The following is a 14,817-nucleotide window of genomic DNA, read 5'->3' as shown; positions in this document are numbered from 1 at the left end:
GATGAGCACGAGCGTCACCACGAGCGGGTCGACCGCCGCCGGCGAGCGCGTCCGCCGGCCCCTGCTGTCGGTCCGCGACCTCGCGATCTCGTTCGAGAACGACGACGGAGCGGTCGAGGCGATCCGCGGGCTGAGCTTCGACCTCCACGCCGGCGAGGTCGTCGCGATCGTCGGGGAGTCGGGCAGCGGCAAGTCCGTGACCGCCCGCGCGATCCTCGGCCTGATGGGTCCGAGTCAGCGCATCACCGGGGGCTCGATCGAGTTCTCGCGCATCGCCGAGGACGGCTCCGCGGTGGTCAGCGACATCGCGGCGATGAGCGAGAGGGCGATCCGCCGCGAGATCTGCGGCCGGCGGATCGCGATGGTCTTCCAGGACGCGCTGACCTGCCTCGACCCGACGATGTCGGTCGGCAAGCAGGTGATGGAGGGCATCCAGGAGCACTTCGGCCTCGGCCGGCGCGAGGCGAGGGCGCGGGCGATCGAGCTGCTCGCCGAGGTCGGCATCGACCAGCCGGAGCGCCGCTTCAAGCAGTTCCCGCACCAGCTGTCCGGCGGGATGTGCCAGCGCGTGAACATCGCCATCGCACTCTCCTGCAATCCCGACGTCCTGATCTGCGACGAGCCGACGACCGCCCTGGACGTCACCATCCAGCTCCGGATCCTCGAGCTGCTGAAGCGCCTGCAGGCCGACCGCGGTCTGTCGGTGATCTTCATCACGCACGATCTCGGCGTCGTCGCGACGGTCGCCGACCACGTCAACGTGATGTACGCGGGCCGCATCATCGAGCAGGGCACCGCGGAGGAGGTCTTCTACGACCCCCGCCACCCCTACACCTGGGGGCTGCTCTCGGCGATGCCGGACCTCACCACCGATTCCCCCGAGCTGTTCGCGATCCCGGGCAGCCCGGCGAGCCTGGTGAACCGGCCGGCCGGCGATCCGTTCGCGCAGCGCAACCCGTTCGCCCTCGAGATCGACTTCGTCCAGGAGCCGCCCCTCTTCGATGTCGGCGGCGGCCACCGCGTCGCCTCGTGGCTCTGCCATCCCGATGCGCCGCCGGTCGAGATGCCGGCACCGCTGCGCGCCAAGATCGACGCGATGCTCGCCCTCAGCGAAGGAGGCCGGTCGTGACCGCCCTGCAGAACGACACCCCCCTGCTCTCGGTCCGCGGGCTGACGCAGGTCTTCGCCCTCGGGCGGCGCCACCGCGTGACGGCGATCGGCGGCGTCGACTTCGAGATCCGCCGGGGAGAGACCTTCGGGCTGGTCGGCGAGTCGGGCAGCGGCAAGTCGACCATCGGCCGCTCGATCATCCGGCTGATCGATCCCACCGCCGGGGAGGTCGTGCTGTCGGGCCGCAGCCTCAGCGGGCGGCTCGGCGCGGCGGAGCGCGACCACCTCCGCTCCAGCATCCAGATGATCTTCCAGAACCCGATGTCGAGCCTCAATCCGCGCAAGAAGGTGTTCGACATCGTCGCGCAGGGCCTGATGACGCAGCGCCGGTTCGCCTCCGTCGCCGAGCGCGACGAGAAGGTCTACGCGATCCTCGAGAAGGTGGGCCTGGATCGCGCCTACGCCGACCGCTACCCGCACCAGTTCTCCGGCGGGCAGCGCCAGCGGATCGGGATCGCGCGGGCCCTGGTGATGCAGCCCGACCTCGTGATCGCCGACGAGTGCGTCTCGGCGCTCGACGTCTCGATCCAGGCGCAGGTCGTCAACCTGATGCGCTCGCTGCAGAAGGAGCTCGGCACCGCCTACCTCTTCATCGCGCACGATCTGGCGATGGTGAAGTACATCTCGGACCGCATCGGGGTCATGCACAAGGGGCACCTCGTCGAGACGGGCACGACGGGCGAGATCTTCTCGAGCCCGGTCCACCCCTACACGAAGTCGCTCCTGCGGGCCGTGCTGTCGGCGGACCCGCGCGCCATGCGCAACCGCCCGCCGTCGGAGGCCTACGACCCCGTCGCCCTCGGCATCGACTACGCCGCCGGGACGGTGCACACGCTCTCGCCCACCCACCGCGTCCTGGCGACCCCCGAGCAGCTGACCGCCTGGACCTCCTGACCCCTCCCGCGAGATGCCACTTGTGCACGCTCGACACGGCGTGTCGCGTGCACAAGTGGCATCTCGCGGAGGGGAGGGGTTAGGCCTCGACCGGGCGGGTCAGGGCTCGGACCGAGGTGACTCGGCGGCGGGCGATGGCGGCGACCGTCAGCAGGAGGCCGAAGAGCAGCCAGATCAGCAGGCCGACGACGGCGGCGCCGACGCCGCCGGTGCCCTCGACCACGCCGGCCAGCGCGTTCTGCGCGGCCGAGAGCGGCAGGAAGGCGAGGGCGTCGTCGAAGACGCCCGGGACGGTCGAGATGATGCCGGCGCCGAGGCCGATCACGGCCGCGACCATCGAGACGAAGCGGCCGAGCCCGCCGAGCAGCGCGACCAGGCCCTGGTTGACGGCGGCGAAGGACGCCCCCGCGAGCATCGCCAGCGCGGCGAAGCCGAACCAGGTCACGAGGTCCAGGCTCGCGACCGCGCTCATCACGATCGCGACCGCGAGACCCTGCACGAGTCCGATCACGAGGGCCGGCACGTAGGAGGACAGCGCCAGCGCCGCGGAGGAACGGGTCGAGGAGAGCGCGCGGTGCGAGAACGCGGCGAGCACGAGGAAGGTCGCCAGGGCGCCGAGCCAGAGCGCGATCGTCGCGAAGAACGGCACGCTCGACGCTCCGAAGAGGTCCGTGCTGGTGCCGCTCGAGTTCTCGACCGGGTCGGAGACGACGTCGGCGAGATTCTGCGACTCCGACTCCGTGTAGGTCGGCAGCTGCGCCACCGCGGCGTCGAGGCCGGTGGCGAGCGAGCGGGTGCCGTCGGCGAGCTGGAGCGCGCCGTCCGAGACGCCGCCCGCGCCGTCGGCGAGCTGTCGCGCGCCGTCGGCCGCCGAGGAGGCGCCGGTCGAGAGCTGCGCGGCGCCGTCCGCGGCCGAGGTCGCGCCGGTCGCCAGCTGCCGGGCGCCGTCCGCGGCGGAGGCGGCGCCGGTGGCGAGCTGAGACGCTCCGCCGGCCGCCGTCGCGGCGCCGGTCGAGAGCTGAGTGAGTCCGCCCGCGAGGGATCCGGCGCCGTCGGCGACGCCGCGCGCCCCGGTCGCCGCGGACGCGACTCCGGAGACGAGCGAGGGCTGCCCGTTCGCTCCGACGCGGATCCCGGCGTCGAGCTGCGCGGTGGCGCCCGCGGCGGTGGTCGTCAGGGTCACCGGTCCGGTGGCGGAGGTCTGCGCATCGGCGATGACGCCCAGCGCGGTGAGGCACTCGGCGGTCTGGCAGGTGGCGAGGACCCGCTGGAGGCCCTGCAGCGTGCCCGCCGTCGACGCCGCGGCGCCCGCGCTGAGGGTCGCGATCTGCTGCGTGCTCGCGCCCAGCTGGGTCGTGCTGGCGCTGAGCGCGTCGAGGCCGTCCGCGAGCGAGCCCGCGCCGGTCGCGAGCTGCGTCGCGCCGTCGGCCGACTGCTGCGCGCCGGTCGCGAGCTGCGAGACGCCGCCCGAGAGGTCCGAGGCACCGGTGCCCACCTGCGCGACGCCGTCCGCCAGGGACGACGCGCCGGTGCCGAGCTGCGCGACGCCGTCGGAGAGCCCGGACGCGCCGGTCGCCAGGTCGTCGATGCCGTCCGCGAGCGTGCTGGTGCCGTCGGCGAGCGTCGAGGCGCCGGTGCCGAGCTGGTCGGCGCCGTCCGCGAGGGTGCCCGCGCCGTCGGCGGCCTGGCCGATCTGCTGGTTCAGGGTGTTGAAGCCGACGTAGATGTTCTCGAGGTAGGCGGTGGTCAGCTGCGTGTTCAGCAGCGCGGTCGCCGTGCTGGTGACCGTCGCCGAGATGGCGTCGTCGACGAGCTTCGCCTTCTCGCTGGTGGCGATGTCGATCGTGGCCTTCGTCGCGGCGGCGGCGTCTCCGGCGTAGGAGGTCGCGGCGGCCGAGAACGAGGACGGGATGGTGACGACGGTCGCGTAGCTGCCGTCGGCGAGTCCCTTCGCCGCGTCGTCCTTGTCGGTGAGGACCCAGGTGAAGTTGCCGGTGGAGTCGGAGCCCGAGACGTTCGCCGCGGGGCTCGAGGAGGGGGAGGGAGTGCCGGACGCGGAGGGCGCGGGCGTCGCCGCGTCCGTCTCCCCGCCGGTGACCAGCCCGGCCGCGAGCTGGCGGCCGAGCGGCACGGTCTGCCCGTTGAGCTCGACGGGGGTGTCCTCGTTCACGACCGCGGCCGTGATGGTGTCGAGGCGCTCGGTCGGGTTCCACAGCGCCCAGACGAGCAGGCCGCCGATGACGAGGGGGACGAGGACGATGCCGAGAAGGGTCACCCAGGACACCTTCTTGACGCCGCGGGGGCGTTCGAGGGAGAAGAGAGCCATCTGTCAGCGGACCTTCGCGATAGCGCGGCGCTCGGCCGCGGGGGAGACCGCGAGCTCGCCGCGGTCGGTGGGGAGGAGGTCGTCGAGCGCGTCCGCGTCGACGGAGGAGGCGATCACCGTGAAGGAGCGCTCCTTCTGCGCGGCCTTCGCGCGGGCCCGGTCGAGCTCGGCGCGGATCCCGTCGCGCAGCTGCGGGTCGGTGACGGTGTCGAGGTCGTCGAGCACGAGCAGCGGCGGGGCCGTCTGGAGCGCCGCACGCACCTCGGCCACCGGATCGGTGGCGCCGGCGAGCCGGACCAGTCCGACGCGCCCGCGGACGGCGGAGGAGCGGATCGGCACGACGAGGCCGTCGACCTTGAGCCGGCCGGCGTCGGGGGCGAGGCGTCCCGCGATCGTCAGCAGCAGCGCGGTGCGGCCCGAGCGGTGCGGGCCGTGCACGACGAGCGCGCCGCCCGCGGGCACCCGCACGTCGACGTCGCGGTAGACCGGGCCGTCCGGACCGTCGAGGCACAGCCCCTCGGCCGCCACCGCGTCGGTGGCGCCGGGCTCGGGCCAGTCGGCGAGCGCGAGCTCCTTGGTCAGGCCCTCGCCCTCCACGTCGAAGGAGGGGAGCACCCGGTCGAGCCAGCGCGGCATGTGCCAGGCGCGGTCGCCGAGGAGGTGCAGCACCGCCGGCACGAGCGTCATCCGGACGATGAAGGCGTCGACGAACACGCCCACCGCCAGGCCGAGCGCGATCGGCTTGATGTTGGTGTCGCCCTCCGGCACGAACGCCGCGAAGACGGAGAACATGATGACCGCGGCCGCGGTGACCACCTTCGCCGAGCCGACGAAGCCCGACTCGACCGCCGCGCGGGCCGGACGGCCGTGCACGTAGTCCTCGCGCATCCGCGAGACGAGGAACACCTCGTAGTCCATCGCCAGCCCGAAGAGCACGCCCATCAGGATGATCGGCATGAAGCTGATGATCGGGCCGGTCTTGTCCACGTGCAGGGCGTCGGCGAACCAGCCCCACTCGAAGACCGCCGCGACGGCGCCGAAGGACGCGCCGACGGAGAGCAGGTAGCCGAGCGTCGCCTTGAGCGGCACCCAGAGCGAGCGGAAGACCATCGTCAGCAGCACCAGCGAGAGCCCGACGACCAGCAGGCCGAACGGCAGCAGCGCGTTCGCCAGGGTGTCGGAGATGTCGATGCCGACCGCGGTCTGCCCGGTGACCGCGAGGTCGACCCCGTAGGTCTCCTCGAAGTAGTCGTGCCTGTCGCGGATCTCGGCGACGAGCGCCTTGGTGGCCTCGGAGTCGGGGCCGCCCTCGGGGATCACCTGGATGATCCCGGTGTCGGCGGTCTCGTTCGGGGTGGCGAGCGGCACGGAGGCGACGCCGTCCAGGCCCTCGATCTCGGTCTTGAGGTCGGCCATCAGGCCGAGCGGGTCGGTCGAGCCGATGATCGTGCCGGTGACGATGAGCGGGCCGTTGTAGCCGGGGCCGAAGTTCTCGGCGAGCAGGTCGTAGGTGTCGCGCGCGGGGGTGCCCTCGGCTTGGTAGCCGGCGTCGGGCAGCGCGAGGCGCAGGCTCAGCGCCGGTATCGACGCCATGCCGAGCACGCCGACGACGGCGATGATCGTGAGGATCGGGAAGCGGGTGACGACGCGCACCCAGCCGCGGAAGAAGCCGCGCGGGACCTCGGCGTGCACGTGCGAGCCGGGGGAGGGGGCGGCGGCGTCCTCGGCGGCGTCGGGGTCGGTGTGGGCGCCGGTGGTGACAGCGGCCCTCTCGGCGCCGGAGCTCGCGGCGGCCTGCTTCGCGGCGGCCTTCTTGGCCTTCCGCTCCTTCGGCCGGAGGCGCTCGCCGGCGAAGCCGAGCAGCGCGGGGGTGAGTGTGAGTGCGATGACCACGGCGATCGCGACTCCGCCCGCCGCCGCGATGCCCATCGTGGTGAGGAACGGGATGCCCGCGACCGAGAGGCCGGCGAGCGCGATGATGACGGTCAGGCCGGCGAAGACGACCGCGGAGCCGGCGGTCGCGGTCGCGCGGGCGGCCGACTCCTCCGGCGCCATGCCCTGCTTCAGCTGGTCCTGGTGCCGGCTGATGATGAAGAGCGCGTAGTCGATGCCGACCGCGAGGCCGAGCATCAGCGCCAGCAGCGGCGTGGTGGAGGAGATCGAGGCGAAGCGGGTCGCGATGAAGATCGCGGACATCGAGAGCGCGACGCCGAGCAGCGCGGTCACCAGCGGCATGCCGGCGGCGAGGAACGAGCCGAAGGTGAGCACCAGGACGACCAGCGCCACGAGGAGGCCGATCCCCTCGGTGACGGTGACGCCTGGCAGGCTCTGGGAGAAGAGGTCGCCGCCGAGCGAGACCACGGCGCCCGCGGGGAGCGCCTCCTGGAGGGTCGTGGCCTCGGCCTGGAGCGCGTCCCGCGACGCCTCGGAGGTCGTGGTGGCGGAGCCGTCCATCTGCGTGGTGATGACCAGCGCATTCCCGGCCTCGGAGATCGTGCCCTCGACGGTGTCGGAGTAGGGGTCGGTGACCGCGGCGACGCCGTCGATCCCCTCGAGCGCGGTGACCGCCTCGCCGACCGGGCCGCTGATGTCCGAGTCCTCGACGCTGCCGCCGTCGGGCGCGACGACGACGTAGCGCGCCGAAGTGCCGCTGACCTGGGGGAAGGTGCGCTCGAGCTGGTCCAGCGCGGTCTGCGACTGGGTGCCGGGGATCGAGAAGGTGTTGTCCGTGCCCTGGTTGAGCAGCAGCGCGCCACCGCCCGCGAGGACGACGACGGCGAGCCAGAGGACGGCGACCAGCCGGTGGGCGCGGAACACCCAGCGGCCGAGTCGGTAGAGCATCGACGACACGCGTGTCTCCTGACGACGGGGGAGCGGAAAGGGACACGACTCTGTGCTCGGAGAGCGCGGTCGTGCCGTCAGCACGAACGCGCGGGAGGCGACGTGCTCGACGCACGATCGTGCTCGATACACGAACGTATCCGATACGCGAATGTATCCGATACAGTGATGTATCTCAACACCGCCGACGCCCGCCCGGGAAGGACTCAGGATGACCGACTCCGTCGAGACCTCCCGCCGCGGCCGGACGCGCGAGCGGCTCCTCGACGCCGCGTACGACGTCTTCGCCGAGACCGGCGTGCACACCGCCTCAGTCGAGCAGATCTGCGAGCGCGCCGGGTTCAGCCGCGGCGCCTTCTACTCCAACTTCTCCACGAAGGAGGAACTGTTCTTCGCGCTGATGCAGCGGGAGAACGGCGCCCGCCTGGACGGCCTGGTCGAGCAGATGGGGCGCACGATCCCCAAGGTCGCCGAATCGGACGAGCCGCTCACCCCCGAGACGCTCGCGGTCGTCATCCTGGACTTCCTGCAGGGGCCGTTCACCGACAGCCGGCGCTGGTGCGTCGTGCAGTCCGAGTTCGAGCTGCTCGCGTTGCGCGACGCGGCGATCGCGCCGCAGTACAGCGCCTTCCGGGCGGGCTTCGACGCGACCCTCGTCGACATCGTGCGGGGGGCGCTGCAGCAGGTGCACCGCGACTTCTCGCTGGCGCCGACCACGGCCGTGCGCCTCCTGATCGCGAGCTACGACGACGCGGTGAAGACCTCGATCCTCGAGGGCGACTCGGAGGAGGCCGCGCTCGAGCGGCTCCGGGCCACGCTCACCGACGTGGTGCTGGCGATCTCGGCCGAGCGCTAGGCCGGGTGGGCCGGTCCGCCGGATGCTGAGCCGTCGGGCGCGGAGCCGCCGGGCGCTGAGTCATCGGGCGCTGAGTCGTCGGGCGCTGAGCCGCCGGCGCAACCGGTCCCGGTGGTGCCCGCGCGCGAGGAGGATGGACCCATGGAACTGCGCCAGCTCGAACACTTCCTCGCCGTCGCGAAGGAGCAGCACTTCACCCGCGCGGCGAGCGCGCTGCAGATCTCGCAGTCGGGCCTGTCGGCGTCGATCCGCGCGCTCGAGAGCGAGCTGGGCAGCCCGCTGTTCACCCGGAGCACCCGCCGGGTCGAGCTGACGCCGGCCGGCCGGGCGATGCTGGCGGAGTCGGAGCAGTCGGTCGCCAGCGCGCTCGCGGCCCGCGACGCGGTGCTGGCGGTGCAGGGCGTGCTGCGGGGGAGTCTCGCGGTCGGCACCGAGGAGTGCCTGGGCGGCGTGCACCTGCCGCGCGAGCTCGCGACCTTCCGCGAGCAGCACCCGGGCGTCGGGCTGCGGCTGACCCACGACGGCTCAGGCACGCTGCTGGACGCGGTGGGCAGTGGGCGGCTGGATCTCGCGCTGGTCGCCGACATCGGCGCGGTGCCGGCCGGAGTGGTCACGCGGCCGCTCGCGAGCGAGGGCTTCGCGGTGCTCGCGCATCCGGAGCATCCGCTGGCCGACCGGCCGGTCTGCCGGATCCCGGACCTCGAGGGGCAGACGATCGTCGGCCTGCAGGAGCACTGGGGCGCGAGCCACCTCGCGGCCCAGGCGTTCGCCGCGCACGGCCTGGCGTTCGAGGTGGAGCTCGAGGTGAACGACGTGCACACCCTGCTCGACCTCGTCGAGTACGGCATGGGCGTGGCCGTCGTGCCGGCCCACTTCGCCGAGAAGCGTCCGGCCGGCCTGCGCGCGGTGCCGCTGGAGGACCCGCTGCTCGTCTGGCGCACCATGGTGGCCCTCCCCGAGCGGCCGACGGCCGCGGCCCGCGCCTTCGTCGCGGCCCTGCCCCTCGCATGCTGATCGAGTAGCCCTCGGAGAGGGCGTATCGAGATCCACGCTCGTTCGGTGGGCGGGTCTCGATACCCGCTGCGCGCTACTCGACCAGCATGAAGAGCATGTTGATCGAGGAGCCCGCGCAGCGGGCGTATCGAGATCCACCGTCGTCCGGAGCGTGGGTCTCGATCCGCGCTGCGCGCTGCTCGACCAGCATGAGGCGATCGCTCAGTCGAGCGAGGCGAGCTCCTCCGCGGTCAGCTCCAGGTCGGCCGCCGTGGCCGAGTCGCGGATGCTCTCGGGGCGCGAGGAGCCGGGGATGGGGATGACGGTCGGCGACTTCGCCAGCTCCCAGGCCAGGCAGACCACCTGCGGCGAGACGTCGTGCGCCTCGGCGACGGTGGCGAACGCCGCGAACGAGGTGCCCAGCTCGGCGGCCGAGGTGATGCCGCCCAGCGGGCTCCACGGCAGGAAGGCGAGGCCCAGCTCGGCGCAGAGCTCGAGCTCCGGCTCGCTGGAGCGGAACTTCGGCGAGAACTGGTTCTGCACCGAGACCAGGCGGTCGCCGAGGATCCTGTGCGCCTCGCGGATCTGGTCCGGGTCGGCGTTCGAGATGCCGGCGCGGAGGATCACTCCCTCGTCGAGCAGCTCGGCGAGCGCGCCGATCGAGTCGGCGTAGGGCACCTCGGGGTCGGGGCGGTGGTACTGGTAGAGGCCGATCGCGTCGACGCCGAGGCGCTGCGCGGAGGCGCGGGCCGCCTCCTTGAGGTACTCGGGGCGGCCGTCCTGCGTCCAGACTCCCGGCTCGGGGCGGAGGTGGCCGCCCTTGGTGGCGACGAGCACCTCGGAGGTGTCGCCGCCGTAGCCGCGGAGCGCCTCCGCGATGAGCAGCTCGTTGTGGCCGAGGTCGGCGTCGCCGCCCTGGTGGTAGGCGTCCGCCGTGTCGATGAGGGTGACGCCGGCGTCGAGGGCGGCGTGGATCGTGGCGATCGACCGCTCGCGGTCGGGGCGGCCCTCGATCGACATCGGCATGCCGCCGAGTCCGATGCTGCCGACGCTGATGTCGCCGATGCTGCGCTGCTTCATGGGGGTCTCTTTCCGAGTGGGGGTGTCATGGGACGGGAGATCGACATGCTGGTCGAGTAGCCCCGGAGGGGCGTATCGAGACCCGCCGCTGTCCGGAGGGGGGTCTGCAGACCCGACTTCTGACGCTGGTGGATCTCGATACGCCCGCTGCGCGGGCTACTCGATCAGCATGAGATGCGCACGGTGCGCAGGCTGCTTGATCAGCATGAAATTCGCACGGTGCGCAGGCTGCTTGATCAGCATGAAATGTGCCCGCGGTGCGGGCTACTCGATCAGCATGAAAGGGGAGCGCCCCGCCCGATCAGCGGAGCAAGCCGCTCACCAGGCGTAGTCCTCCGGGGCCGTGCGGTGCCCGGGGAAGATCTCGTCGAGGCGGGCCAGGTCCGCGGGCTCGAGCGCGATGTCGACGGCGGCGACGGCGCTCTCGAGCTGCTCCATCGTGCGCGGCCCGGTGATCGGACCGGTAACGCCCGGCTGGTGCAGCAGCCAGGAGAGGGCGAGCTCACCCGGGGCGATCCCGCGCTCGCGGGCGAAGGCCTCGTACTGCTCCAGCGCCGGGCGGTTCTTCTCGATCGCCTCGAGCGAGCGGGCGGAGGCGCGGCGGCTGCCCGACTCCGTCTTCTCGATCACGCCGCCGAGCAGGCCGCCCTGCAGCGGCGACCACGGGATGACGCCGAGCCCGTAGTGCTGCGCGGCGGGCAGGACCTCGCGCTCGATGTCGCGGACGAGCAGGTTGTAGATCGACTGCTCGGAGGAGAGGCCGGTGAAGCGCCGGTCGCGCGCCGCCTCCTGCGCCTGCGCGATGTGCCAGCCGGCGAAGTTGCTCGAGCCGACGTAGAGGACCTTGCCCTGCTGCACGGCGACCTCCATCGCCTGCCAGATCTCGTCCCACGGCGTCGTGCGGTCGACGTGGTGGAACTGATACAGGTCGATGTGGTCGGTCTGCAGGCGGCGCAGGCTGTCGTCGAGCGCGCGGCGGATGTTGAGGGCGGAGAGGCGCCCGCCGTTGGGCCAGGAGTCGCGGCCGCGCTCGGCGCCGGGAGCGGCGTGCTGCTCCATGTCGCCGTAGAGCTTGGTCGCGAGGACGGTGCGCTCGCGGCGCTCGCCGCCCTGCGCGAACCAGCGGCCGACGATCTCCTCCGTCGCGCCGCGTCCGCCCTCGCCGCCGTAGACGTTCGCGGTGTCGAAGAAGTTGACGCCGAGCTCGTGCGCGCGGTCCATGATCGCGAACGAGTCGGGCTCGCTGGTCTCCGGGCCGAAGTTCATGGTGCCCAGGACGGCGCGGGAGACGGACAGACCGGTGCGGCCGAGATTCGTGTACTGCATGCCTCCAGTTGACGCCGTCGCGGGCCCGGTGTCCAACAGGCGTCGGCGATGGGATTCAGCGGGGGAGGAGGTCAATCGCCGTGCGGGTTAGAGTCTGGGAGTGGCATCGAAGACTACTCAACGCATCGTGATCGTGCTCGCGAGCACCCTCCTGCTCGCCGGCTGCACGTCGGCGGCCGACATCCCGGACGCGGCGCCGACCGCCGAGGCCGGTGCAGCGAGTTCCGCGACCGCCACGAGCGCGCCGAGCGCCGACGCCGATGCCGGTCCGCGTCCCGTGCCGAGCGTCTCGCTCGCGCCGGTGCCCGTCGCCGCGACCGGCGAGTGCGTGATCTCCGACCTCGTCGGCGGCGGCTCGATCGGCGACGTCGACCTCGAGGTCGTGCGCGACCGGGGGACCCGCGAGGGCGCGGCCGGGACGACGCGCACCGCGACCGACGGGACGCCCGCCGCGTACGTCGTCGCTGCCGGCGACAATCCCGCCCGCATCGCCGACCGCTTCTGCGTCAGCGCCGACTACCTCGACGCCCTGAACTCGGTCCGCCGCGACGGCGTCACTCTGAGCAGCCTCTTCGGCGGCGACACCCTCAATCTCAGCCCGTCGACGGTCCTGACCGTCGGCGACCAGAACGGCCGCGTCCTCGACAACGCCGAGCCCGAGCCGCTGCCGACCCAGGCCGGCTGAGCCGGTCCTCGCATGCTGATCGGGGCGGCTGCCGACTCCTGCTGATCGAGGCGGCTGCCGCATCATGCTGATCGAGTAGCCCGCGGAGCGGGCGTATCGGGATCCCGCGTCACCGGGAGTCGGGTCTGCAGTCCCGCCCTGCTGGCGATGGTGGGTCTCGATACGCCCCTGCGGGGCTACTCGACCAGCATGGGCGGGGCGAAGCGCCGAGATCCCGCGTCGCTCAGAGCCCGATCGCGCCGACGAGCACGGCCGAGAGCGCGACCGTGCCGGCGAAGCCGGTGGTCCGGGCCCGGCGCTTCGACGGGTCCTCGAGCCAGGGGAGGGCGTGCCAGCGCACGACGGCGCCCGCTGCCCCGGCCGCCGCCAGCGCCACGAGCGCGAACCACGGCACGAGGGTCACCAGCGTCCAGTCGGCGAACACCCGCACCAGCAGCAGCACGAGCGCCGACTCGACGCCGCGGGTGAGCACGCGCAGGCGGTCGCGGTCGAGATGCGCGGCGGTGCGGCGCGAGGGGATGCTCCCGAGTGCGAAGCGGCCGACGGTGAAGACCGCGACGGCGAGGGCGATCAGTGTGGCGAGGATCATGCCTCCTCCTCCAGGACGTGGGCGAGCAGGTCGAGGCCGAGCGCGTCGACCGAGGTCGCGGTGCTCGAGTTGACGAAGACGGCGACGCCGCGCTTCCGGTCCATCGCCAGCATGGTCGCGTAGCCGGCGGTGCCGCCGTTGTGCCAGGTCGTCGAGCCGCCGCCGTCCGCCGCGGAGGTGAACCAGGCGAGGCCGATGCGGTCGCCGTCGCCGGCGTCGAAGCGCGGCTCGAGGACGCTCGCGGCGGGAACGCCGAGCGCGGGGTCGTCGGTGAGCAGGGCGCTCGCGTACCGCGCCATGTCCGCGGCGGTCGAGCGGACGCCTCCCGCCGGCGCGTAGCCCTCGAGCGTCCACGGGCCGACCGAGCGGCCGCTCTCGGAGTAGCCCGTGGGCGCGTCCGACGCGAGCGCGTCCGCCGAGACGGGGACCGAGCTGCCGGTCATCCCGAGCGGCGCGAAGATCCGCTCCCGGACCAGATCCGCGTAGTCGGCTCCCTCGGCCCGGGCGAGAGTCTGCCCCAGGACGGCGACACCGAGGTTGGAGTAGGCGACCTCATCCGTCCCGCCGCCGCCGGCGCTCGCCGCCTGGCGCAGGACGTCGTCCGGCGAGAAGGTCGAGTACGGATCGACGCCGCGCAGCTGCGCGACGAGCGTCGCCGCCAGGTCGAGCGGCGCCGAGGACAGGCGCGGGAGCCCGGAGCGATGGCTCGCCAGCTCCTCCAGCGTGCCGTCGAAGCCGCCCAGCTCCGCGTGGTCGCGGGCGCGATCGGTGAGGGCGACCGTCCCGGCGTCGGCGCTCTGAGCGAGGAGCAGCGCCGTCATCGTCTTGGACACCGAGCCGATCTCGACCTCCGTGCGCTCGTCGGCGCCGAGTCCGGCGAACCGGACGCCGTCGGGAGTGACGACCGCGGCGACGAGCCGGTCGCGCGTGCCGTCGGCCTGCTCGGACAGCCACTGGGCGATGGCGGCGTCGCCGGTGCGCTCGTCCGAGAGCCGGGGTGCGGGCGGGCGCAGCAGCACCCCTCCGGCGAGCACGGCGACGGCCGCGGCGGCGGCGATCACGCGGGTTCGGGTTCTCATCGGGGACCTCCTGCGGCGAGAAGGATCGTCAGCAGGGGCACCAGCCGCTCGGGCGGGACGCCGTAGCGCCCGCGCCCGCGCGCCTCGAGCCAGCCCGCCGCGACCAGCTGGTTGACGTGGTGGTAGATCTGGCCGGTCGTGCCCGCGCCCTCGCTCTCGGCGAGCTGCGCGACCGTCTCGACTCCGCCCGCGACGGCCTGCAGGAAGCGCAGCCGCACCGGACTGCCCAGCGCGGCCAGCGCCGCCGGGCCCGGGCTCGACCCCCAGTCGCGCTCGAAGAACGCGTCGGTGCTGAGGCCGTACTGCCACTCCACCGGTCCGGCCGGAGTGGCGACGGCGCCCGCGAAGACGACCCCGCCCGGCGAGGGCAGCCGCTCCTTGAGCGCGGTGAGCGCCCAGAACGGGTCGTCCTGCGCCGGGGCGGCCGCGGTGCTGCCGGGCGTCGCGACGAGCGCGGCCCCCTCGAGCCGCTCGAGCCGCTCCCGCAGCTCGTCGAGCTCGCCGGCGAGATCACGTTCGGAGGTCATGCCTCCACTATTGCAAACATTCCGTAATCCCGGAACCCGAACGCCGGTCGCGGCACCCACTCCTCAAGAGTTGTCGTACGGGCCCCTCGAGTACGACAACTTCTGCGCCCCCGAGACGCACCCGCGGGGCCTCGCCCGCCCCACTCCTCAAAAGTTGCGGTAGTGGCGCGCGACTACCGCAACTTCTGGAGACTCGCCCGAGCGAGCCGGGCGGTGGCGCGGGCGACTCCTCGGAAGTTGCGGTAGCGGCGCGCGACTACCGCAACTTCTGGAGAGTGGGGCGGGCTCTACGGCGTGCGCAGGCATGCGCGGGCACCCGCCGCGGGGCGCGGGCGAACGCGCGCGTCGAGTCCTCGGGAGTTGCGGTCGTCGAGCGCGACTACCGCAACTTTCAGAGGCTCGGGCGGGGGTGCCGGCGGGCGGTGCGGGTGACTCCTCGGAAGTTGCGGTA

General features: G+C 72.9%; 12 protein-coding genes. 5 read left to right on the top strand and 7 right to left on the bottom strand.

Annotated elements, in window-relative coordinates; genetic code table 11:
• Window position 1 precedes the first annotated feature (1 nt).
• Window positions 2-1,129, top strand: a complete 1,128-nt coding sequence (locus C1I64_RS15355; protein WP_127887804.1) for an ABC transporter ATP-binding protein — start codon at window positions 2-4, stop codon at window positions 1,127-1,129.
• Window positions 1,126-2,064, top strand: coding sequence for an ATP-binding cassette domain-containing protein (locus C1I64_RS15350; protein WP_127887803.1), 939 nt, complete (start codon window positions 1,126-1,128; stop codon window positions 2,062-2,064). Before C1I64_RS15355 ends, C1I64_RS15350 begins: the two co-directional genes overlap by 4 nt.
• Before the next feature lie 79 nt (window positions 2,065-2,143).
• Here the strand turns inward: C1I64_RS15350 and C1I64_RS15345 are convergent, their stop codons facing one another.
• Entirely contained in the window at window positions 2,144-4,390 is a 2,247-nt protein-coding gene (locus C1I64_RS15345) for a YhgE/Pip domain-containing protein (protein WP_127887802.1), read from the bottom strand.
• Window positions 4,391-4,393: 3 nt separating this feature from the next.
• Window positions 4,394-7,240, bottom strand: coding sequence for an MMPL family transporter (locus C1I64_RS15340; protein WP_208645144.1), 2,847 nt, complete (start codon window positions 7,238-7,240; stop codon window positions 4,394-4,396).
• A gap of 202 nt (window positions 7,241-7,442) precedes the next feature.
• Between C1I64_RS15340 and C1I64_RS15335 the strand changes: the two genes are divergently transcribed.
• Both C1I64_RS15335 and C1I64_RS15330 read left to right on the top strand, forming a co-directional pair.
• Window positions 7,443-8,087, top strand: coding sequence for a TetR/AcrR family transcriptional regulator (locus C1I64_RS15335; protein WP_123447102.1), 645 nt, complete (start codon window positions 7,443-7,445; stop codon window positions 8,085-8,087).
• 141 nt (window positions 8,088-8,228) lie between these two features.
• A complete protein-coding gene (locus C1I64_RS15330; RefSeq protein ID WP_127887801.1) occupies window positions 8,229-9,101 on the top strand; it encodes a LysR family transcriptional regulator in 873 nt (290 codons plus the stop codon).
• A gap of 201 nt (window positions 9,102-9,302) precedes the next feature.
• Here the strand turns inward: C1I64_RS15330 and C1I64_RS15325 are convergent, their stop codons facing one another.
• Both C1I64_RS15325 and C1I64_RS15320 read right to left on the bottom strand, forming a co-directional pair.
• Window positions 9,303-10,160, bottom strand: coding sequence for an aldo/keto reductase (locus C1I64_RS15325; RefSeq protein ID WP_127887800.1), 858 nt, complete (start codon window positions 10,158-10,160; stop codon window positions 9,303-9,305).
• Between the two features lie 318 nt (window positions 10,161-10,478).
• Window positions 10,479-11,486, bottom strand: coding sequence for an aldo/keto reductase (locus C1I64_RS15320; RefSeq protein WP_127887799.1), 1,008 nt, complete (start codon window positions 11,484-11,486; stop codon window positions 10,479-10,481).
• A gap of 100 nt (window positions 11,487-11,586) precedes the next feature.
• On the opposite strand from C1I64_RS15320, the gene C1I64_RS15315 reads away from it, so the two are divergent.
• Window positions 11,587-12,171, top strand: coding sequence for a hypothetical protein (locus C1I64_RS15315; RefSeq protein ID WP_127887798.1), 585 nt, complete (start codon window positions 11,587-11,589; stop codon window positions 12,169-12,171).
• A 223-nt stretch (window positions 12,172-12,394) separates the two neighbouring features.
• On the opposite strand, the gene C1I64_RS15310 is transcribed toward C1I64_RS15315, so the two are convergent.
• From C1I64_RS15310 to C1I64_RS15300, 3 genes are read right to left on the bottom strand one after another with little or no spacing between them, the layout of a single operon-like run.
• Entirely contained in the window at window positions 12,395-12,760 is a 366-nt protein-coding gene (locus tag C1I64_RS15310) for a hypothetical protein (protein WP_127887797.1), read from the bottom strand.
• Entirely contained in the window at window positions 12,757-13,839 is a 1,083-nt protein-coding gene (locus tag C1I64_RS15305) for a serine hydrolase domain-containing protein (RefSeq protein WP_127887796.1), read from the bottom strand. The genes C1I64_RS15310 and C1I64_RS15305 overlap by 4 nt, the downstream gene beginning before the upstream one ends.
• The gene (locus C1I64_RS15300) at window positions 13,836-14,366 is read right to left on the bottom strand and encodes an ArsR/SmtB family transcription factor (protein WP_127887795.1); all 531 of its coding nucleotides are present in this window, start codon (window positions 14,364-14,366) and stop codon (window positions 13,836-13,838) included. Before C1I64_RS15300 ends, C1I64_RS15305 begins: the two co-directional genes overlap by 4 nt.
• Window positions 14,367-14,817: the final 451 nt, after the last annotated feature.

It is taken from the genome of Rathayibacter festucae DSM 15932 (genome assembly GCF_004011135.1).
Classification (GTDB): Bacteria; Actinomycetota; Actinomycetes; order Actinomycetales; family Microbacteriaceae; genus Rathayibacter; species Rathayibacter festucae.
This window is presented reverse-complemented; position numbering and strand designations above follow the sequence as displayed.

Excerpts from the sequence above, each read along its gene's own strand:
- C1I64_RS15310 (WP_127887797.1), bottom strand. The coding sequence starts at position 12,760 with ATGATCCTCGCCACACTGATCGCCCTCGCCGTCGCGGTCTTCACCGTC.
- C1I64_RS15330 (WP_127887801.1), top strand. The coding sequence starts at position 8,229 with ATGGAACTGCGCCAGCTCGAACACTTCCTCGCCGTCGCGAAGGAGCAG.
- C1I64_RS15335 (WP_123447102.1), top strand. The coding sequence starts at position 7,443 with ATGACCGACTCCGTCGAGACCTCCCGCCGCGGCCGGACGCGCGAGCGG.
- C1I64_RS15305 (WP_127887796.1), bottom strand. The coding sequence starts at position 13,839 with ATGAGAACCCGAACCCGCGTGATCGCCGCCGCCGCGGCCGTCGCCGTG.
- C1I64_RS15355 (WP_127887804.1), top strand. The coding sequence starts at position 2 with ATGAGCACGAGCGTCACCACGAGCGGGTCGACCGCCGCCGGCGAGCGC.
- C1I64_RS15325 (WP_127887800.1), bottom strand. The coding sequence starts at position 10,160 with ATGAAGCAGCGCAGCATCGGCGACATCAGCGTCGGCAGCATCGGACTC.
- C1I64_RS15300 (WP_127887795.1), bottom strand. The coding sequence starts at position 14,366 with ATGACCTCCGAACGTGATCTCGCCGGCGAGCTCGACGAGCTGCGGGAG.
- C1I64_RS15320 (WP_127887799.1), bottom strand. The coding sequence starts at position 11,486 with ATGCAGTACACGAATCTCGGCCGCACCGGTCTGTCCGTCTCCCGCGCC.
- C1I64_RS15345 (WP_127887802.1), bottom strand. The coding sequence starts at position 4,390 with ATGGCTCTCTTCTCCCTCGAACGCCCCCGCGGCGTCAAGAAGGTGTCC.